The following is a 19584-nucleotide window of genomic DNA, read 5'->3' on the forward strand; positions in this document are numbered from 1 at the left end:
GGTTTCCCCATGTGAGAGTAGGTCATCGTCAAGATTAAATTCCGAAACCCCAATTGCGAAAGCAGTTGGGGTTTTGTTTTGCCCGCAGGAAAGTACTTCAGTCGTCGGAATTGGACGGGACGAGCGTTCCAACCGTCGCCGGGACTGCCATTGGGGAAATTCCTTCTGAAGTGACCACTCGGTTTTTGGTATGGTGCAGCTCGTTTTTTAACGGACTGATGTCATGCCCACGGATCGGCACTCAAATTATGTCGAAGAGTTGCTGTAGAAATGCCTGAACCCATCCCGATCAAGGATCACGAAAAAGAGACGCGACTGGTCAACAAACGGTTGATCGCCTGCGCTCTTTTCGTATTTGCCATCAGCTGCGCGCTGGTGGTACGCCTGTACATCCTGCAAGTGGTTGAATACGACTACCACTCGACCATCTCCGAAAACAACCGCGTGCACGTCTTGCCGATCCCGCCGACAAGAGGCCTGATCTACGACCGCAATGGCGTGCTGCTCGCCGATAACCGCCCCAGTTACAACCTGATTATCACCCGTGAACGCGCTACTGATGTCAATCAGGAGCTGGACGAGGTGATCAACCTCCTGCATCTGCCCGCTGAAGACCGCACGGTATTCGATAAGGCCATGAAGCAGTCCCGTCACCCATTTACTCCAGTGACGTTGTTCTATGAACTGACCGAAGAGCAGATCGCCGTGTTAGCGGTCAACGAATTCCGTCTGCCCGGCCTGGATGTCGAACCGCAATTCGTTCGGCATTACCCGCTGGGTGCGCACTTCGCGCATTCGATCGGCTACGTTGGTCGGATCAACGAGAAAGAGTCCAAGACCCTCGACTCGGTGGAGTACCGCGGCACGCAATCCATCGGCAAAACCGGCATCGAGCGTTTCTACGAAGCGCAACTGCACGGCCACGTTGGCTATGAAGAAGTTGAGACTAATGCCCAGGGTCGGGTACTGCGGGTGCTCAAGCACACCGATCCGGTCCCTGGCAAAAACATCGTGCTGAGCCTCGACGTCAAACTGCAGGAAGCTGCTGAAGCTGCACTGGGTGACCGTCGTGGTTCGGTAGTGGCGCTTGACCCTTCCACCGGTGAAGTACTGGCCATGGTCAGTAATCCGAGTTTCGACCCGAACCTGTTCGTTACTGGCATCAGTTCCAAGGAATACTCGGCGCTGCGCGATTCTATCGATCGGCCGCTGTTCAACCGTGTGCTGCGCGGCCTGTACGCCCCGGGCTCGACGATCAAGCCGGAGGTGGCGATTGCCGGTCTTGATGCCGGCGTCGTGACCCCCCAGACCCGTGTCTTCGACCCTGGCTACTACCAACTCCCGGACTTTGATCATAAGTACCGCAACTGGAACCACAGTGGCGACGGCTGGGTGGACATGGACGCGGCGATCATGCGTTCCAACGACACCTACTTCTATGACCTCGCGCACAAGCTCGGCATTGATCGTCTGCACGACTACATGGCGATGTTCGGCCTTGGTGAAAAGGTCTCGCTGGACATGTTCGAAGAATCGCCCGGTTTGATGCCGTCTCAGGCCTGGAAACGCGCCACGCGCCGCCAGGCATGGTTCCCGGGGGAAACGGTGATCCTCGGCATTGGCCAGGGCTATATGCAGGTCACGCCGTTGCAACTGGCTCAGGCCACTGCACTGATCGCCAACAAAGGTGTGTGGAACCGTCCGCACCTGGCGAAGACAGTGGATGGCGTGGCGCCGGTCGACGAGCATCCGATGCCGAACATTCTGTTGAGGAATCCACGTGACTGGGATCAGGTCAACCACGGTATGCAGATGGTGATGCACGATGCCCGGGGTATCGCGCGCGCCGCGGCCGCCGGTGCGCAGTACCGCATTGCCGGCAAGAGTGGTACTGCGCAAGTGGTGGCGATCAAGCAGGGCGAACGCTACAACCGCGAGAAAACGCTTGAGCGCCATCGCGACAACGCCTTGTTCGTCGGCTTTGCGCCGGCGGAGCACCCGAAGATTGCCATCTCGGTGATGATTGAAAACGGCGAGGCCGGTGGTCGCGTTGCCGGTCCTGTGGTACGGCAGATCATGGACGCCTGGCTACTGGACCAGGACGGCCACCTCAAGCCGCAATACGCCGCGCCGGCCAAACCGCCGGGTGATCCGCACGTTTAACCTGAAGCGATTCCCGGCACAGGCTCACGCATACTGAGCCCGTGTCGGGAGTCGTCAAAGGAAACATCCTACTTGCAGCGGTAATCCTCAGGCATCGTCACGGTGTAGTTGCGCTGCACGCGATCGTGGAAATCCAGATTCTGCAGGCCTTGCTCCACCAGAAAACTTTCGACCTTGGCGGCTTGGCAATCCTCGTTATAGGACGAAGCCCGAAGCAGGTAAACCGTGCGCTTGCTCACTTCATCGCGGGCAGTGGCGGTGAAGGTGCTTAGCGTCGTGTAGCCGGTTCGCTCCGAGGTACCCACCGGGCCATATGTGGTGTTCGGGGTACTGGTGCAGTTCAGCCGATCATCTTTCTTCTTGATGTTTTTGCACACCGTCGAAGTGCTGGTTACGACTTGCCCGTAATCGGTGGCGGTATATCGGTAGGACACCTGTCGACTACCGATATCGAGGTTGATGGTCATTTTGACTGGCGCATGCTTGCCGGGGAGATCCGCGTCGGTATAAACCTCCTGGAAACCCCGGTCTTTCAGCGCATTCACCATATCGCGAAGATAGTAGCGGGCGTTCAGTGCATTTTCAGCGGTGGCGCTTGCCGATGTCACAAGTACCGTTGCCTTTCGGTCAAACGGATAGTCCGGATCAGGTATCGCATTGAGCGCTACGTCCAATTGTGTGGCGCAGCCGCCGAGTGACGCTGTCAGCAATAACAGCGCGCATAACAAGTAACGGGACATGAACGAGTTGCCTTGTGTAACTAAAGATTGAATAAGCGTTAAACGATTGGGACGTGCGATAAAAAACAACTCGCCGTCAGGGGAAAGGCTCAGTCTTTCTGGTATTCCAGCAGATCGCCCGGTTGGCAATCCAACGCAGCGCAGAGTTTGTCCAGGGTTGCCATCTTCACGCCTTTGACTTTGCCGTTTTTCAGCAACGACAGATTGGCCTCGGTGATCCCGAGCAGGGCGGCTAACTCTTTCGAGCGAATTTTTTGCGTGGCCATGACAACGTCAAGGCGGACGATAATGGTCATTATATTGTTCTATATGTACTGACTTTGCTCATCGCTGAGGGCTTTTGCATCGCGCATGATAATTGAAAACGAACAGAGCAATACGCCTTTGATAATTTCGTAGGCAGAAGAGGAAGACAGGCCGATCGAGAACTGAAAAATGCGATCCCCCGGCGGCAGATCTATCGACAACGCCAGACCTTGCAAGGTCTCTACCAGTGGGTAGGCTGCCGGAGAAACAATGCACAGTACTCCAACTCGCCAGAGGACTCCGATATTGCGGCCGGTCCAGGTTTCGCCGCGTGACAAGCGCAGGAAAAACAACCCTGTCAGCCATAACGCGTAGGCCGACAGGAGGACGGGCAGGAAGTCCAGGCCAACGATCAGCGCAGTGGTCATTGACGACAGCCAGGTGGCGGGATCGAGCAGTGCCCCTTCGACAAACGGGTCGAGCAATTGCGGTGAGCCTTCAGCAAACGCGTAAAGCAGGCCCGCCAGCATTTCATCCTTTTTGAACAGCCACATCGTCGCGCTGCCGCCGACCTCCGTCACCCCCAGAACCCAGACCAGAATCGCTGCCAGCAGCCCGATCCAATGCATGCGCTGCAGCGCCAATCCGTTGTTGTGAGTACTCATGAAAATTCCTGGTTGTTTCAATGTGGTGACGAATTCTCGACGATAAATTATCGAATAACAATAATTAATTTTGATTTGTATGGCTGCGGCGCGATTTTTCGCGCCTAGACGATGAAGCAGACAGGGCATCAAGTTGCTTGGGGGGAATATGGCGCTCACCGCGCCGCAAGGGTTTGTCCGGTAGTTTGAAGCGCCCGGGCCGACGTTACTGCTGGCAAGTCAGCTCCCACAGTTTCATCCTACGTGTGAACAGCCTAAAACCTTGTGGGAGCGGGCTTGCTCGCGAACAGGCCCTTCAATGCAGCGAAAAATCAGGCCCCCGGCACCGGGCAGCTCATGTCACCTTCCTGACACTTCAAATACTGCTTCAGCGCCTCCACCCGCACCTTGGTCACCGCGGTCAGGCAATTGCTGTAAATCAACGGGTAAACACTCCCGCCTTCGACCCCGGACGCGGAAAACTTGCACTCGGCATCGCGAAAACCGATCCACGCCCGCTGCGCGCTCACCAGCAGCTTTTTGGCGTCGGCGCGATCTTGCAAACGACCGGTGATCTGCTGATACACCGCGTTCAACTCCTTGTCCGCCGCCTTGAATTCCTGACCGGCACACTGGTTCAGGGTCGCCTGATCGCTGGCATTGGCGCAGTCGACGGCGGCGTGGGCGAGGGGGGTGAACAGAAAAGGTGTCAGGATCAGGAGCAGACGTGGGGACATGGTTAATCTCGCTGTGTCAGGTGAAAGTACAGCGCAGTTTAGCGGCTCTGGGGGCTTCATTCAGGTACACGTAAGCGGGATGCTTCGAGCAGGCGGTCTGCGGCGGCCGCAATTTCCTCGCCGTCATGAAGCATTTCCAGCCAGTGGGCAGGAATCGCCCGAACGCCGTAAAAGGCCCCGGCCAATTGCCCTACGATAGCCGCAGTGGTGTCGGCGTCGTCGCCCAGGTTGGCGGCTTGCAGAATCGCCGCTGCGAAACTGTCGGTGTGATGAAAACACCACAGCGCCGCCTCAAGTGATTCGACGCTGTAACCGCTGCCACGGATTTCGCTTGCCGATTTCGCCAGGTAATCACCTCGCGCGATGGCGGCGACTTTCGCTTGAGCGAAGCTTGAGTCTGGCAGTTTGCGCAATTCTGACTTGGAGGCGCCGAGCAGGGCTTTGCTGATCACCTCGGCAAACAACTGACAGCATTCGATGGCTTCGGGCGCGCCGTGAGTCGTCCGCGAACTGTCGGTAGCGAACTGGCGGATCAGTCGGGCGTCAGGAAAGTAGAACAGCACCACCGGCGCCAAGCGCATCAGCGAACCGTTGCCTGCAGTGTACGGGTCGGTCGATCCCGCAAAGGGCTGGCCGGTCTGCTGATACTGCGACAGCGCCTGGCTGACCGTCATGCCGATATCGAAACAATCACCGGTGGAGCTCAGATAGCCCCATTTCCACCAGTTGAGATAGCGCCCCATCTGGTCAGCCGCATCGAATGTGTTTTTGCTCAGCAGACTTTCCGCCAGGCACAGCGCCATCGAAGTGTCATCCGTCCATTGCCCTGGCTTCAGGTGAAAGGGGCCGCCACCGACCATGTCCGTCAGTGGCTGGAATGAGCCCCGCGGCTTGAATTCCACCGTGGTCCCGACAGCATCGCCACAGGCAAGGCCGAGCAGAGCGCCGCGATAACGTTCGGAGAGGGATGGCTGCATGGTTCGTCCTTGTTTGTTTCCATTTCGCAGGAAAAGGTAACAGGTTCATCGGCGGAGAGCGCTCGTTTCAACGAGCGGAAATGCCGCCGAATGTTTCCCCGTGCTGCACAGTTGCACTGCTTTGATACAACTTCAGGTTGGACATGTGGTCATACGAGCCTACTGTTCAGAACAGGAGGTGACTTATGAAACCGGTACCCAATAGTTTCGAACGCAAAATCAAGCTGAAGGCACCGCGTTCCTATGTCTGGCGCGCACTGGTCGATGCCGAGGCGTTTGGCCAGTGGTTTGGCGTGGCGCTGGAGGGCAGGCGGTTCATTGCCGGGGAATGGACGCAAGGGCAGGTCACCTATCCGGGTTATGAACATGTGTTGTGGAACGTGCTGGTCGAGCGGGTCGAGCCGCAGCAGCTGTTTTCATTTCGCTGGCACCCCTACGCGGTCAACCCGAGCATCGACTATTCCCAGGAACCGACGACGCTGGTCAAGTTCGACCTGCAGGATTACGAGGACGGTACCTTGCTCAAGGTGTCGGAGTCCGGTTTTGCGCATATTCCCGATGTGCGCCAAAAAGAGGCGTACCACATGGACAGCCGTGGCTGGGAGGAACAACTGAGCCGACTTGAACAGTTTCTCGCCGAAAGCGCCAAGACCCGCGAGCGTAACGGTGACTGACTGCGCAATCTTCGAACCCTGGTTGCAACGCTGGGCGCTGGTGCCGGACGGTAAGCCGATCATCACCGCCGGCAGCCGTCTGTTGCCGGTGCGTTTTGGCGACACGCCGGCCATGCTCAAGGTTGCGCTGGATACCGACGAGCAATTCGGCAATAGACTGATGACCTGGTGGGACGGTGAGGGCGCAGCACGGGTTCTGGCCCATTGCGAGGAAGGTTTGTTGCTGGAACGGGCCATGGGCCGGCGTTCGTTGATGCACATGGCGCTCAACGGTGAAGACGACGAAGCCACGCGGATCCTGTGCACGACACTGGCGCGCTTGCATGGGCCGCGCCCAACGCCGCCACCGCCGCTGGTGGAGCTGGCACCGTGGTTCGCCTCGCTGCGCGTGGCCGCGGCCGGACATGGCGGGGCCTACGCCCTGAGCCTGCAAACGGCTGAAGCCTTGCTCGCAGATCCGCAGGACGTGGCGGTGCTGCACGGTGACATGCACCACGACAATGTTCTCGATTTTGCTGCACGCGGCTGGCTCGCTATTGATCCCAAGCGGGTACGCGGCGAGCGCGGTTATGACTACGCCAACCTTATCTGCAACCCAGACTTGCCGACGGCTGGCGATTCACAGCGTTTGCGCCGGCAGGTCGAGGTGATCGTCGAGGCGTCCGGGCTTGATCGCCGACGCTTGCTGCAATGGGTGCTGGCGTTTGCCGGATTGTCGGCCGCCTGGTTCCTGGAGGACGATGCGCAGCAACAGGCTGCCGGGCAGCTGCAGGTCGCGCAAATCGCGGCTTGTCTGCTGGATGACTGAGAGGGCTAAGGGTTTTCGGAAGGGTTTGTATAGCGAATGTCTTACACGCGTTGGTAGCTTTTGCGACTTCTTTCAATTGGATCCACGACGTAATCTACACCCATCAACTGAGACACAGGGAGTGTTTCAGGATCACGGATGATCGACCATTTGCAAGGATCGCTGCCGACAGGGAGTCGATAATGGTCTTGGGAAAAACCCGCTTCGGCGGGTTTTTTTTCGCCTATAGAAAAGTGCTTGTGTCGAGCACCTGTAGCGGGGGATTTATCCCCGATGGGTTGCGAAGCGACCCCTAAAAAGGGCCTGCTGCGCAGTCCATCGGGGATAAATCCCCTCGCCACAGGTAGTCAAGCAATCAGGAGGCGATCAGTTGGCGCAGGACGTAATGCAGGATACCGCCCGACTTGAAGTACTCCACTTCATTCAAGGTATCGATGCGGCACAGCACTTCGATTTTTTCCTGTTTCCCGTCCTCGCGGGTGATCACCAGGGTCAGGTTCATCCGCGGTGTCAGCTCGACGCCGGTCAAGCCCTGAATGTCCAGGGTTTCCTTGCCAGTCAGGTTAAGGCTCTTGCGGTTCTGATCGAGCTTGAACTGCAGCGGTAACACGCCCATGCCCACCAGGTTGGAACGGTGGATGCGCTCGAAGCTCTCGGCGATTACCGCTTTGACTCCCAGCAGGTTGGTGCCTTTGGCCGCCCAGTCACGGCTGGAGCCGGTGCCGTATTCCTGACCGGCGATCACCACCAGCGGCGTGCCCGAGGCCTGATAACGCATGGCAGCATCGTAAATCGGCATTTTCTCGCCGCTCGGGATGTAGATCGTGTTGCCACCTTCTTCACCGCCGAGCATCTCGTTACGAATGCGGATGTTGGCGAACGTACCGCGCATCATCACTTCGTGGTTGCCGCGCCGCGAGCCGTAGGAGTTGAAGTCCCGCGGTTCCACGCCTTTCTCGCGCAGATAGCGCCCGGCCGGGCTGTCAGCCTTGATGTTGCCGGCAGGGGAGATGTGGTCGGTGGTCACCGAATCGCCGAGCAGCGCCAAAACTCGCGCGCCTTTGACGTCAGTGATCACCGGCAACGGGCCGGAAATGTCGTCAAAAAACGGTGGATGCTGGATGTAGGTCGAATCGTCCTGCCACACATAGGTGGCGGCTTGCGGCACCTGGATTGCTTGCCATTGCTCGTCGCCGGCAAACACTTCGGCGTATTCCTTATGGAACATCGCGGTGTTGACCTGATTCACCGCCTCGGCGATTTCCTTGCTGCTAGGCCAAATATCCCGCAGATACACCGAATTGCCTTGCTGATCGTTGCCCAGCGGCTCGCTGCTGATGTCGGTGCGTACACTGCCGGCCAGGGCGTAGGCGACCACCAGCGGCGGTGAGGCCAGCCAGTTGGTCTTGACCAACGGATGCACCCTGCCTTCGAAGTTACGGTTACCGGACAGCACCGATGCCACGGTGAGGTCAGCTTTCTGAATGGCTTTCTCGATCGGCTCCGGTAATGGCCCGGAGTTGCCGATACAAGTGGTGCAACCATAACCGACCAGCGAAAATCCAAGTTGATCGAGGTACTGCGTCAGCCCCGCAGCCTTGTAGTAGTCGGTGACCACTTTCGAGCCGGGTGCCAGCGAACTTTTCACCCACGGCTTGCGGGTCAGGCCTTTCTCCACGGCTTTTTTCGCCAGCAGACCGGCCGCCATCATCACGCTAGGGTTCGAGGTGTTGGTGCACGAGGTGATCGCGGCGATCACCACTGCGCCGTTTTTCAAACGGTAGGTGTGGCCTTCGTATTCGTACTCGGTTTCACCGACCAGATCGGCGTTGCCCACCGCCACGCCACCGCCGCCTTCGCTTTCCAGGCGGCCTTCTTCCTTGCTGGTGGGTTTGAATTGCAGGTCCATAAAATCACTGAATGCCTGCGCCACGTTCGGCAGCGAGACCCGGTCCTGCGGACGTTTCGGCCCGGCGAGACTGGCTTCGACACTGCCCATGTCCAGCGCCAGACTGTCGGTGAAAACCGGTTCCTGGCCGGGCAGGCGCCACAGGCCCTGAGCCTTGGTGTAGGCCTCGACCAGTTTCACCACGTCGTCCGGGCGACCGGACAGGCGCAGGTATTCGAGGGTGACGTCGTCGACCGGGAAGAAACCGCAGGTCGCGCCATATTCCGGGGCCATGTTGGCGATGGTTGCGCGGTCGGCCAGCGGCAGATCGGCGAGGCCGTCACCGTAGAACTCGACGAATTTGCCGACCACACCCTTTTTGCGCAGCATCTGCGTCACGGTCAGCACCAGGTCGGTGGCGGTGATGCCTTCCTTGAGTTTGCCGGTGAGTTTGAAGCCGATCACTTCCGGGATCAGCATCGACACCGGTTGGCCGAGCATCGCCGCCTCCGCCTCAATCCCGCCGACGCCCCAGCCGAGTACGCCGAGACCGTTGATCATAGTGGTGTGGGAGTCGGTGCCGACGAGCGTGTCGGGGAAGGCGTAGGTGCGGCCGTCCTCATCTTTGGTCCACACCGTGCGCCCGAGGTATTCGAGGTTGACCTGGTGGCAGATCCCGGTGCCCGGTGGCACCACGCTGAAATTGTCGAAGGCGCTCTGGCCCCAGCGCAGGAAGGCGTAGCGCTCGCCGTTGCGCTGCATTTCAATGTCGACGTTCTGTTCGAAGGCGCTCGGGGTGGCGAATTTGTCGACCATTACCGAGTGGTCGATCACCAGATCCACCGGCGACAACGGGTTGATTCGCTGCGGATCGCCGCCAGCCTTGGCCATCGCCGCGCGCATGGCGGCGAGGTCGACCACGGCGGGTACACCGGTAAAGTCTTGCATCAATACCCGGGCCGGGCGGTACTGGATTTCCCGGTCGGAGCGACGCTCCTTGAGCCACGCGGCAATGGCCTTGAGGTCGGCACCGGTGACAGTTTTTTCATCTTCCCAGCGCAGCAGGTTTTCCAGCAGGACTTTCAGCGACATCGGCAACTGGTCGATATTGCCCAGGCTCTTCGCGGCATCCGGCAAGCTGAAATAGTGGTAGGTTTTTTCGCCTACTTTCAAAGGTTTGAGGGTGTTCAGACTATCGAGGGACGGCATTACGATCACTCCTTTGAGTCCGCACGGCTACGGACTGAGGGGACGGGCAGAGCTATCAACGTAGCCCTGTTTTCAGTAGCTGGCTAATAACTGGACTCTATCGATAAGTCCAAGGTTCCGAACTCGGCTATCATGCGCCGGTTTTCGTGACAGGCTTTGCTTCACCGCAAGGCTTGAGCAGCAGGGGCCGAATGTCCGCCCTCTGCCCAGGAGTAAGAATGAACACCCTATTCATGCATTGCCGGCCAGGCTTCGAAGGCGAAGTCTGTTCGGAGATTTCCGACCTCGCCGCCCAACTCAACGTGGCCGGTTACGCCAAGGCCAAACCGGCCACCGCGTACGCCGAGTTTGTCTGCACCGAACAAGACGGCGCTGAGCGCCTGATGCGCGGCCAGCGCTTCGCCGAGCTGATTTTCCCGCGGCAGTGGGCGCGTGGCGTCTTCATCAATCTGCCGGAAACTGACCGCATCAGTGTGATCCTCGAACACATGGCAGACTTCCCGGTCTGCGGCAGCCTGTGGCTGGAAGTGGTCGACACCAACGACGGCAAAGAGCTGTCGAACTTTTGCAAGAAGTTCGAAGGCCCGCTGCGCAAGGCCCTGACCGGCGCCGGCAAACTGGTGGACGACGAGAACAAGCCGCGCTTGCTGCTGACCTTCAAGAGCGGTCGTGAAGTCTTTCTCGGTTTGGCCGATGCCGGCAACTCGGCGATGTGGCCGATGGGTATTCCGCGCCTGAAGTTTCCCCGCGAGGCGCCAAGCCGTTCGACCTTGAAGCTGGAAGAGGCCTGGCACCACTTTATCCCTCGTGATCAGTGGGACGAGCGCTTGCACAGTGACATGACCGGCGTCGACCTCGGCGCCGCGCCGGGCGGCTGGACCTGGCAACTGGTCAACCGCGGCATGCTGGTCACCGCGATCGACAACGGCCCGATGGCCGAAAGCCTGATGGACACCGGGCTGGTGCAGCACTTGATGGCCGACGGCTTCACCTTCAAGCCCAAGCAGCCGGTGGACTGGATGGTCTGCGACATCGTCGAGAAACCGGCGCGTAACGCGGCGATGCTCGAAGAGTGGATCGGCGAGGGGCATTGCCGCGAAGCGGTGGTCAACCTCAAGCTGCCGATGAAACAGCGCTATGCCGAAGTGAAGCGCTTGCTCGAGCGCATCGCCGATGGCTTCAAGGCGCGCGGGATCAAGGTCGATATTGGTTGCAAGCAGCTGTATCACGACCGCGAGGAAGTGACCTGCCACCTGCGTCGGCATGACATCAAGAAAGCCAAATCCCGCTGAGTCACCACTAAACCCTGTGGGAATGATCTCTGTGGTGAGGGGATTTATCCCCGATGGGATGCAGCGCATCCCCAGTCTTTGGGGCCGCTTCGCAACCCATCGGGGATAAATCCCCTCGCTACAGATGACTGAGCACCCGGCAATGCGCGACAATGCCGGCCAGTTTCAGGAGTGAATCATGAGTGAAATGATCGACACGCCGGTCGACGGCACCCTCGACGCCACCGGCCTCAATTGCCCGGAGCCGGTGATGATGCTGCACCAGCACATCCGTGACCTGGTGCCTGGCGGCCTGCTCAAGGTGATCGCCACCGATCCCTCGACCCGTCGCGACATTCCCAAGTTCTGTGTGTTTCTCGACCACGAATTGGTGGGCCAGCACGAAGAGGCCGGTACTTATCTGTACTGGATCCGCAAGAAACAAGCCTGACCCTCAGGCAAACGCAAAACCCAATGTGGGAGCGGGCTTGCTCGCGAAAGCGGTGTGTCAGTCACTGTAAATGTCGACTGAAACACCGCTTTCGCGAGCAAGCCCGCTCCCACTTTTTTGTACTGTGTTATTGGTTTAACCCGCGCTGCGACTCATCCGAATACGCTTGCGCGCACTGCGCGTCAGGCGAATCGACAGCATGAACGCCGCGCAGCTCAGACCAACGATCAAACCCTGCCACAAGCCGCTCGGGCCACGCGGCTCGCCGAGCCAGTCGGTCAGGCCGAGGGCGTAACCCACCGGCAGGCCGATGCCCCAGTAGGCGAACAGCGTCAGGATCATCGTCACCCGGGTGTCCTGATAACCGCGCAGGGCGCCGGCGGCCGTGACCTGGATTGCGTCGGAGAACTGGAACAGCGCCGAGTACACGATCAGCATCGCCGCGATGTGAATCACCGTTGGATCGGCGGTATAGATCGAGGCAATCGGCTCACGCAGCAACAGCATCATGCTCGCCGAAATACAGGCGTAGGCCAGCGCAGTGCCCATGCCGACACCGGCGGCAAAGCGCGCCTCACGCGGCTCTTCACGGCCCAGCGCCTGTCCGACTCTGACGGTGACGGCCATGCCCAGCGAATACGGAATCATGAACACCAGCGAGCTGACGTTCAGCGCGATCTGATGCCCGGCTACCACGGTGGCGCCGAGGCTGCCGATCAGCAGCGCGATCACCGCGAAGATACTCGACTCGGCAAACACCGCAATGCCAATCGGCAGCCCGATCGCCAGCAGACGCTTGATCACCGCCCATTGTGGCCAGTCGAAGCGGCTGAAGATCTCGCTCGAACGATAGGCCGGCGCCCAGCGCTCGTAGCCGGCCAGCCCCAGCGCCATGACCCACATCACGATCGCCGTGGCCCAACCGCAACCGACGCCACCCATGGCCGGCACGCCGAAGTGGCCATAGATGAAGATGTAGTTCAGCGGAATGTTCAGCGCCAGACCGCACAGGCCCAGCACCATCGCCGGGCGGGTGCGGCCAATGCCGTCACTGGTGCAGCGCAGCACATGATAGAACGCCACCGCCGGCAGACCGCTGGCAATGCCGTGCAGGTATTGCATGCACGGGCCGATCAGCTCTGGATCGACCTTCATCAGGTGCAGCACCGGTTCGGCGGCGACCAGCATGCAGGTCGCAATCAGGCCTACCACCAGCGCCAGCCACAGCGCCTGACGGACAATCGGGCCGATCTCGCTGTGGGTGCCGGCGCCGAAACGCTGGGCGACTTTCGGCGTGGTAGCCAACAGTGTACCGGTCATCAGCAGAAACACCGGGACCCAGATCGAGTTGCCCAGCGCTACCGCCGCCAGATCACGTGGCCCGACGCGGCCGGCCATCACCGCATCGACGAAGCCCATGGCGGTGGTCGCCAGCTGCGCGATGATGATCGGCAACGCCAGGGCGAGCAGGTTCCTGAACTCCAGGCGAATGCGCGCGGGGCGGGTGAGGGTAGCGGCGAGAGGTTGGTCAGTCACAGAATTCACAGGCAAAGCGTCCACAGCAGTTGATGCGCAAGGCGCCGCATTCTACGCCGCTGACGCCTTGGTCAGGAAAAATCCTCTGTTGCGGATTTGTAATCATCAATGCCATCCACTGTGGCGAGGGAGCTTGCTCCCGCTGGGGTGCGAAGCGGCCCCAAAACCATCCGGCGTGGCGGATCAGGGAAACCCCGATTGCCAACTTCCCGCCTGCTGCGCAGTCGAGCGGGAGCAAGCTCCCTCGCCACAGTGCAGTCTGCGCTGGCTCAACGGTGGATCTGCACCTAAACTGCCGATCCGCCAAAGGAGCCCGCCATGCTGATTGTTGCCGACGAAAATATCCCGTTGCTCGATGCCTTTTTTGCCTGCTTCGGCGAGATCCGCCGGGTGCCGGGCCGTTCCATCGACCGTGCGACGGTCGAGCAGGCTGATGTGTTGCTGGTGCGTTCGGTGACCAACGTCAATCGCGCTTTGCTCGAAGGCAGCAAGGTGCGTTTCGTCGGTACTTGCACCATCGGTACCGATCACCTCGATCTTGAATACTTCGCCGAGGCTGGCATTACCTGGTCCAGTGCGCCCGGTTGCAATGCGCGGGGCGTGGTCGATTACGTGCTCGGCAGCCTGATGACCCTGGCGGAAATCGAAGGGGTCGATTTGCCGCAACGTACGTACGGCGTCATCGGTGCCGGTGAAGTCGGCGGGCGGCTGATCAATGTCCTCAAGGGCCTGGGCTGGAATGTCAAAGTCTGCGATCCGCCGCGTCAGGCAGCCGAGGGCGGCAATTATGTCAGCCTTGAGCAGATCATCGAGCAGTGCGACGTGATCAGCCTGCACACGCCGCTGACCCGTACCGGCGAAGGAGCGACCTGGCACCTGTTCGACGAGCAGCGTTTGCGACAGCTCAAACCCGGCACCTGGCTGATCAACGCCGCCCGTGGTCCGGTGGTGGATAACGCGGCGCTGCGCCACGTGCTGCTGGAGCGCGAAGACCTGCAAGCGGTGCTCGACGTTTGGGAAGCCGAGCCTGAAGTCGATGTCGCCCTCGCCGAACTCTGTGTGCTGGCCACGCCGCACATTGCCGGCTATAGCCTCGATGGCAAACAACGCGGGACGGCGCAAATCTATCAGGCTTATTGCGAATTCGTCGGTCAGCCGCCGAGCATTCAGCTCAGTGACCTGCTGCCGGCACCGTGGCTGTCAGAAGTGACCCTGCACGCCGACAGCGATCCGGCCTGGGCGCTGGCGATGTTGTGCCGTGGCGTGTACGACCCGCGCCGTGATGACGCGGATTTTCGTCGCAGTCTTGTAGGCAATGTCGCTGAACAGCGTGCGGCGTTCGATGTGTTGCGCAAGCAGTATCCGGTGCGGCGCGAGATCGAAGGGCTGAAGGTGCGGATCGACGGTGATTCGCCGCAGTTGCAAAAGATTGTGGCGGCGCTGGGGGCGGTGGCGGTCTGAAGATCCTGTAGGAGCTGCCGCAGGCTGCGATCTTTTGATGTTGTTTTTAAAGGCAAGATCAAAAGATCGTCCGATCGCGGCCCGAGCCTCCGGCAGCTCCTACGGAGAGCAGAACGGCAGGCAGAAAAAACCCGGCCAAAAAGGGGCCGGGTCAGGAAGACGGTGGCTATATCACTTTTGTTCGGCAGGCTTGACCAATCGCTTCTCCAGTTCGCGGCATGCGTCCTGGATCATGTCTTCAGTGATCGGTACTTCACGCCCGTCCTTATCAATAATCGAGCAACCCAGAGGTTGGCCGGGCTTGGTGCGAATCACTTGAATCTTGTCATCGCTGCTGTGTTGCAAGGACATGGCCTGTCTCCTCATCAGGTTGTGCACGTAGATTAAAACCGCCACGTGACCAGGCTGTGACAACACCCTTGGGTCTGTCAAAAGCGGCATCTCCACTCCACCAGAAATGACCGCTCGTCTCAACCGGGACATTAGACCAATAGCAACTATGGCCTAGTCTTTGGGGGCATATTTAACCTGACTCATTGTGATTTACAGAGTTCCGCCCCATAGAAGGTTTAGGCTAGCCCTTTCACCAACACGGATGTGTACCTGAATGATCTCGAAGCTTTCTTCCCGGCACCGTCGAGCGCTGAGTCTGACCAGCCGATTTCTGGCGCCTTATCGTTGGCAAGTCTGCGCTGCGCTGCTGGCGTTGATCGTCACTGCCGCCGTCACTTTGTCGATGGGGCAGGGGATTAAATTGCTGGTCGATCGGGGTTTCATGACCCAGTCGCCGCACCAACTGAACCAGAGCATCGGTATCTTCATGCTGATGGTGCTGGGCCTGGCGGTCGGCACCTTTGCGCGGTTTTACTGGGTGTCGTGGATTGGCGAGCGATGTGTGGCGGACATCCGGCGCGAGGTATTCAATCATCTGGTGTACCTGCACCCGGGGTTCTACGAGAACAACCGCAGTTCGGAAATTCAGTCACGGCTGACCGCCGACACCACGTTGCTGCAATCGGTGATCGGCTCGTCACTCTCGATGTTCCTGCGCAACCTGTTGATGGTGATCGGCGGGGTGGTCCTGCTGTTCGTCACCAACCCGAAACTCACCAGCATCGTGGTGATTGCCTTGCCGTTCGTGGTCGCCCCGATTCTGATTTTCGGTCGGCGCGTGCGCAATCTGTCGCGGCTGAGTCAGGACCGAGTCGCCGATATTGGCAGCTATGTCTCCGAAACCCTCGGCCAGATCAAGACCGTGCAGGCGTACAACCATCAGGTGCAGGACGAGCGACGTTTCGCCGCGACGGTCGAGGACGCATTCGACACCGCGCGCAAACGCATTTTTCAGCGCTCCTGGATGATCACCGTGGTGATCGTGCTGGTGCTCGGCGCGGTGGCGGTGATGTTGTGGGTTGGCGGCATGGACGTGATTGCCGGGCGCATCACCGGTGGCGAACTGGCGGCTTTCGTCTTCTACAGCCTGATCGTCGGCAGTGCTATTGGCACCTTGAGCGAGGTCATCGGCGAGTTGCAGCGGGCGGCGGGTGCCGCCGAGCGCATCGCGGAACTGCTCAGTTCGCAGAACATCATCCAGCCACCGAGCATCGGCCTGGTGACCCTGCCAGAACGGATCAAGGGCGAGCTGCAATTGCAGAATGTGCACTTCTCCTACCCGTCGCGGCCGGACAGCTACGCCGTCAACGGTTTGAGCCTGACTATCAGGGCCGGCGAGACTCTGGCCCTGGTCGGGCCTTCCGGTGCCGGTAAATCCACGGTGTATGATTTGCTGTTGCGCTTCTACGACCCGCTTGAAGGGCGGATCCTGATCGACGGCGTGCCGCTGACCAGCCTCGATCCGCTGGATCTGCGCCGCAACTTTGCCCTGGTCTCGCAATCGCCCGCGCTGTTTTTCGGCAGCGTCGAAGAGAACATTCGCTACGGTAATTCGGCAGCGACGCTGGAGCAGGTCAAGGAAGCGGCCCGCATCGCCCACGCCCATGACTTCATCGAGAAAATGCCCAACGGCTATCAGACTCACCTGGGTGATGCCGGGCTGGGACTTTCCGGCGGCCAGCGTCAACGCCTGGCGATTGCCCGCGCGCTGCTGGTGGACGCGCCTATCCTGCTGCTGGACGAAGCCACCAGCGCCCTCGACGCGCAGAGCGAGCATTTGATCCAGGAAGCCTTGCCAAGGCTGATGCAGAACCGCACCACGCTGGTGATCGCGCATCGCCTGGCTACAGTGAAAAACGCTGACCGGATCGCGGTGATGGATCAGGGCAGCCTGGTGGCCATCGGTACGCATCAGGAGCTGATCGTAAGCAATCCGCTGTATGCGCGGCTGGCGGCGCTGCAGTTCAACGACGGTCACGCCATCGCTGTGTAGGAGCTGCCGAAGGTTCGGGACGCGTTCGGACGATCTTTTGGTCTTTACGTAAAAAATGCCCGCATCCATCGATGCGGGCATTTTTTATGGTTGAGGATAAAGATCAAAAGATCGTCTGGAGGCGGCCCGAACCTGCAGCAGCTCCTACCGATCATTGATCATCAAAATACCGCTCATGCCAATCCACCAGCGGCTGCGGCGAGTTGAGCTTCTGCCCGTAGATCACCGAGTACGACAGCACGTTCTGCACGTACTGACGGGTTTCGTCGAACGGGATGCTTTCTACCCAGACGTCAAAACTCAGGTGATCGGCGCCGCGCAGCCATTGGCGCACGCGGCCGGGGCCGGCGTTGTAGGCGGCGGAGGCGAGGACGCGGTTGCCGTTGAACTGGCTGTGCACCTGGCTCAGGTAGGCGGCGCCGAGCTGGATGTTCTTGTCCGGATCGAGCACCTGCTGCGGCGAGGCCAGCGGGATGCTGAACTTGCGCGCGGTTTCCTTGGCGGTGCCGGGCATCAACTGCATCAGGCCGCTGGCACCGACGCCGGAGCGGGCATCGTCCATGAACGCGCTTTCCTGACGGGTGATGGCGAACACCCAGCTCGAATGCAGACCACGTACCTTGGCCTCGCGCACCAGAGTGTCGCGGTGGGCCATCGGGAAGCGGATATCCAGGTCATCCCAGTATTGCGCCTGACTGATGGTGCGGATGGCCGGGAAGTACCATTTCAGGTCGTAGGCCAGTTTGGCCTGGGCGACCATTTCGTCACGATTGAAATGGCGGCTGACGTGATACCACTCGCGGCGACCGTCGACGATCTGCCCGCGCGCATGGAATTCCAGCGCACGCCGCACGCCGGGGGTGTTACGCACCTTGTTGATGGTGGCCTGGCTGAGTACCAGCGGCTTGTTCATCAGCGAGTAGGGCAGTTGCGAGCGGTCGGCGGCGAGGAAACCGTAGAAGTCGCGCTCCTTCGCCAGATTCTTGTACAGGGTCTGCGCTTCCGGGTTCTGCGGTTGCGCCAGTTCCAGGCTGCGGGCCTGCCAGTAACGCCAGCGGTTGGTGGTCGCCAGATCCTGCGGCAAACGGCGGGTCAATTGATAGGCATCGTCCCAGCGCGCCAGGCGCAACAGCAGACGCAGGCGCCATTCGGAAACGGTGTTGTCACGCAGTTCCGGATCGTATTTGGTCATCACGTCCAGTGCGCGGCTGTCGAAACGCCGGGCCAGGGTCAGGCCGATTTCACGGGCAATCGCGACTTTCTCGTCACGGGAGAAATGCATGCTGCTGGCGTATCCGTCGAGCAGGGCCATGGCCTTGTCCGGATCCTGACGGGCGAGGCGACGCAGGCCGAGGCTGACCACGTCGGACATCGGCTCGTCAGCGGGAGTGAAGCGCGACGGCTGATTGAGCAGCTCGGGTTTCTGCGCCACATCCACCAGCAGACGACCGCGCGGGGCGAGCGTAGTCAGGCCATTGACCAGGCTGTTGGCCAATGGATAGTTGCGCGCCTGGGCGGCGAGTTTGGTGCGCTCCCAGCGTTTCTGTTCGGTCAACTGGCCGTCGGCGGCCCAGATCCCGAACAGCCCGTCGCAGGCAGCCGGTTGTGATTTGCCGGTCAGCCACAATTTGTCGGCGTTGGCATAGCCCTCGGCCTTGTGACCGCTGCTGATCTGGTACTGCGCATTCAGGCAGTCCAGTTCGGTGAAGTTGAGCTTCGGGTCGTAATACTTGGTGAAGGTGGCCCAGTCGCCACGGTCGGCGAGCCAGCGCAACCAGCGCAGTTTCATCCAGTTGGCCTGCGGCAGGTCGCCGTGCTCGGCGAGGAATTTCTCGATTTCCTCGTTACTGGCGGTCTTCAAACGTGCGGTCAGTTCGTCGTAGGCCAGGTACGGTTCCAGCGGGTAATCGGCCAGGGCCTGGCTGTACCGGAAGTATGGGCCGGTATCGCCCTTGGCCAGGGCGCGCTTGGCTTCATCGTAATACTGGCGTTGGGTGGACAGGTCCACCGCCTGGGCGGATTGAGCGGCAGCGGCGGTAAGTAGCAAACAGGACAAGACACTGAAAAGGCGACTGCGCATGAGACATCCGGGCAGAGAAATCATGACAAGCACCGGCCGCAGCCAGCACTGAATTGTCTGTAGCTTAGCCTTTTGCCAGCGAGCGGCGAAAGCTTTGCGGGCCTCGCAGCACAAGATCGCAACAAATGTTGTGCAGAGTGCTTCGGCAGACAAATTGCCGGCCTGTTGAGGGCCTAACTCAGGTAGAATGCGCGCCCGGTTTTTGGAGAAGCTCATGACCCTGCTCAAATTCAGCGATGTGTCCCTTGCATTCGGCGCGATGCCGAAGAAGGAAAATGATTCCTGTCAGATCGCCATTTGAGAGCGTGTGAGC

16 protein-coding genes and 1 pseudogene are annotated in these 19584 nt (G+C 59.9%); 8 read left to right on the top strand and 9 right to left on the bottom strand.

What is annotated here, in order from left to right; all coding sequences use genetic code 11:
- Positions 1–270: 270 nt before the first annotated feature.
- A complete protein-coding gene (mrdA, locus tag ACIOUG_RS23560) occupies positions 271–2163 on the top strand; it encodes a penicillin-binding protein 2 (RefSeq protein WP_401069040.1) in 1893 nt (630 codons plus the stop codon).
- Between the two features lie 68 nt (positions 2164–2231).
- On the opposite strand, the gene ACIOUG_RS23565 is transcribed toward mrdA, so the two are convergent.
- The 5 genes from ACIOUG_RS23565 to ACIOUG_RS23585 all read right to left on the bottom strand — a co-directional run bounded on the left by ACIOUG_RS23565 (position 2232) and on the right by ACIOUG_RS23585 (position 5507).
- Positions 2232–2903, bottom strand: coding sequence for a hypothetical protein (locus ACIOUG_RS23565; protein ID WP_401069042.1), 672 nt, complete (start codon positions 2901–2903; stop codon positions 2232–2234).
- An 89-nt stretch (positions 2904–2992) separates the two neighbouring features.
- Complete coding sequence (locus ACIOUG_RS23570; RefSeq protein ID WP_003226632.1) at positions 2993–3199, bottom strand: helix-turn-helix transcriptional regulator; 207 nt, start codon at positions 3197–3199, stop codon at positions 2993–2995.
- A gap of 9 nt (positions 3200–3208) precedes the next feature.
- Positions 3209–3814 (bottom strand): hypothetical protein, encoded by a 606-nt coding sequence (locus ACIOUG_RS23575; RefSeq protein WP_401069044.1) that lies wholly within the window; start codon positions 3812–3814, stop codon positions 3209–3211.
- 311 nt (positions 3815–4125) lie between these two features.
- A complete protein-coding gene (locus ACIOUG_RS23580) occupies positions 4126–4530 on the bottom strand; it encodes a lysozyme inhibitor LprI family protein (RefSeq protein WP_401069046.1) in 405 nt (134 codons plus the stop codon).
- Between the two features lie 56 nt (positions 4531–4586).
- Positions 4587–5507: an ADP-ribosylglycohydrolase family protein gene (locus tag ACIOUG_RS23585; RefSeq protein ID WP_401069047.1), complete on the bottom strand. Its 921-nt coding sequence runs from the start codon at positions 5505–5507 to the stop codon at positions 4587–4589.
- A gap of 185 nt (positions 5508–5692) precedes the next feature.
- On the opposite strand from ACIOUG_RS23585, the gene ACIOUG_RS23590 reads away from it, so the two are divergent.
- Both ACIOUG_RS23590 and ACIOUG_RS23595 read left to right on the top strand, forming a co-directional pair.
- A complete protein-coding gene (locus ACIOUG_RS23590; protein ID WP_401069049.1) occupies positions 5693–6181 on the top strand; it encodes an SRPBCC family protein in 489 nt (162 codons plus the stop codon).
- A 7-nt stretch (positions 6182–6188) separates the two neighbouring features.
- A complete protein-coding gene (locus ACIOUG_RS23595) occupies positions 6189–6989 on the top strand; it encodes an aminoglycoside phosphotransferase family protein (RefSeq protein WP_401069067.1) in 801 nt (266 codons plus the stop codon).
- Positions 6990–7344: 355 nt separating this feature from the next.
- On the opposite strand, the gene acnA is transcribed toward ACIOUG_RS23595, so the two are convergent.
- Entirely contained in the window at positions 7345–10086 is a 2742-nt protein-coding gene (gene acnA / locus ACIOUG_RS23600) for an aconitate hydratase AcnA (RefSeq protein WP_401069051.1), read from the bottom strand.
- Positions 10087–10304: 218 nt separating this feature from the next.
- Between acnA and rlmM the strand changes: the two genes are divergently transcribed.
- On the top strand, positions 10305–11378 hold the full coding sequence (gene rlmM, locus ACIOUG_RS23605; RefSeq protein WP_401069053.1) for a 23S rRNA (cytidine(2498)-2'-O)-methyltransferase RlmM: 1074 nt from the start codon (positions 10305–10307) through the stop codon (positions 11376–11378).
- Positions 11379–11556: 178 nt separating this feature from the next.
- Entirely contained in the window at positions 11557–11808 is a 252-nt protein-coding gene (tusA, locus tag ACIOUG_RS23610; RefSeq protein ID WP_003226616.1) for a sulfurtransferase TusA, read from the top strand.
- A 135-nt stretch (positions 11809–11943) separates the two neighbouring features.
- Here tusA and ACIOUG_RS23615 read toward each other — a convergent pair whose 3' ends face one another.
- The gene (locus ACIOUG_RS23615) at positions 11944–13353 is read right to left on the bottom strand and encodes an MATE family efflux transporter (RefSeq protein ID WP_401069055.1); all 1410 of its coding nucleotides are present in this window, start codon (positions 13351–13353) and stop codon (positions 11944–11946) included.
- Positions 13354–13662: 309 nt separating this feature from the next.
- Between ACIOUG_RS23615 and pdxB the strand changes: the two genes are divergently transcribed.
- Positions 13663–14805 (top strand): 4-phosphoerythronate dehydrogenase PdxB, encoded by a 1143-nt coding sequence (pdxB, locus tag ACIOUG_RS23620; RefSeq protein WP_401069056.1) that lies wholly within the window; start codon positions 13663–13665, stop codon positions 14803–14805.
- 171 nt (positions 14806–14976) lie between these two features.
- On the opposite strand, the gene ACIOUG_RS23625 is transcribed toward pdxB, so the two are convergent.
- Positions 14977–15156 carry a PA1571 family protein gene (locus ACIOUG_RS23625; RefSeq protein ID WP_027611439.1) on the bottom strand — a complete coding sequence of 60 codons (180 nt, stop codon included), beginning with the start codon at positions 15154–15156 and terminating at the stop codon, positions 14977–14979.
- A gap of 256 nt (positions 15157–15412) precedes the next feature.
- On the opposite strand from ACIOUG_RS23625, the gene ACIOUG_RS23630 reads away from it, so the two are divergent.
- Entirely contained in the window at positions 15413–17191 is a 1779-nt protein-coding gene (locus tag ACIOUG_RS23630) for an ABC transporter transmembrane domain-containing protein (RefSeq protein ID WP_401069058.1), read from the top strand.
- Positions 17192–17342: 151 nt separating this feature from the next.
- On the opposite strand, the gene ACIOUG_RS23635 is transcribed toward ACIOUG_RS23630, so the two are convergent.
- Positions 17343–19271: a transglycosylase SLT domain-containing protein gene (locus tag ACIOUG_RS23635; protein ID WP_401069060.1), complete on the bottom strand. Its 1929-nt coding sequence runs from the start codon at positions 19269–19271 to the stop codon at positions 17343–17345.
- A 214-nt stretch (positions 19272–19485) separates the two neighbouring features.
- Here ACIOUG_RS23635 and ACIOUG_RS23640 point away from each other — a divergent pair.
- Positions 19486–19584 (top strand): annotated as a pseudogene (locus tag ACIOUG_RS23640) (hypothetical protein); the annotation flags it as partial.

The sequence above is a fragment of the Pseudomonas sp. NPDC087803 genome (assembly GCF_044742995.1).
In the GTDB taxonomy this organism is placed as follows: domain Bacteria; phylum Pseudomonadota; class Gammaproteobacteria; order Pseudomonadales; family Pseudomonadaceae; genus Aquipseudomonas.

What these genes read in the sequence shown, in the direction of transcription:
- ACIOUG_RS23575 (WP_401069044.1), bottom strand. Translation starts at nt 3,814, where the DNA reads ATGAGTACTCACAACAACGGATTGGCGCTGCAGCGCATGCATTGGATC.
- ACIOUG_RS23570 (WP_003226632.1), bottom strand. Translation starts at nt 3,199, where the DNA reads ATGACCATTATCGTCCGCCTTGACGTTGTCATGGCCACGCAAAAAATT.
- ACIOUG_RS23585 (WP_401069047.1), bottom strand. Translation starts at nt 5,507, where the DNA reads ATGCAGCCATCCCTCTCCGAACGTTATCGCGGCGCTCTGCTCGGCCTT.
- ACIOUG_RS23630 (WP_401069058.1), top strand. Translation starts at nt 15,413, where the DNA reads ATGATCTCGAAGCTTTCTTCCCGGCACCGTCGAGCGCTGAGTCTGACC.
- acnA (WP_401069051.1), bottom strand. Translation starts at nt 10,086, where the DNA reads ATGCCGTCCCTCGATAGTCTGAACACCCTCAAACCTTTGAAAGTAGGC.
- ACIOUG_RS23590 (WP_401069049.1), top strand. Translation starts at nt 5,693, where the DNA reads ATGAAACCGGTACCCAATAGTTTCGAACGCAAAATCAAGCTGAAGGCA.
- mrdA (WP_401069040.1), top strand. Translation starts at nt 271, where the DNA reads ATGCCTGAACCCATCCCGATCAAGGATCACGAAAAAGAGACGCGACTG.
- ACIOUG_RS23635 (WP_401069060.1), bottom strand. Translation starts at nt 19,271, where the DNA reads ATGCGCAGTCGCCTTTTCAGTGTCTTGTCCTGTTTGCTACTTACCGCC.
- rlmM (WP_401069053.1), top strand. Translation starts at nt 10,305, where the DNA reads ATGAACACCCTATTCATGCATTGCCGGCCAGGCTTCGAAGGCGAAGTC.
- tusA (WP_003226616.1), top strand. Translation starts at nt 11,557, where the DNA reads ATGAGTGAAATGATCGACACGCCGGTCGACGGCACCCTCGACGCCACC.
- ACIOUG_RS23580 (WP_401069046.1), bottom strand. Translation starts at nt 4,530, where the DNA reads ATGTCCCCACGTCTGCTCCTGATCCTGACACCTTTTCTGTTCACCCCC.
- pdxB (WP_401069056.1), top strand. Translation starts at nt 13,663, where the DNA reads ATGCTGATTGTTGCCGACGAAAATATCCCGTTGCTCGATGCCTTTTTT.
- ACIOUG_RS23625 (WP_027611439.1), bottom strand. Translation starts at nt 15,156, where the DNA reads ATGTCCTTGCAACACAGCAGCGATGACAAGATTCAAGTGATTCGCACC.
- ACIOUG_RS23565 (WP_401069042.1), bottom strand. Translation starts at nt 2,903, where the DNA reads ATGTCCCGTTACTTGTTATGCGCGCTGTTATTGCTGACAGCGTCACTC.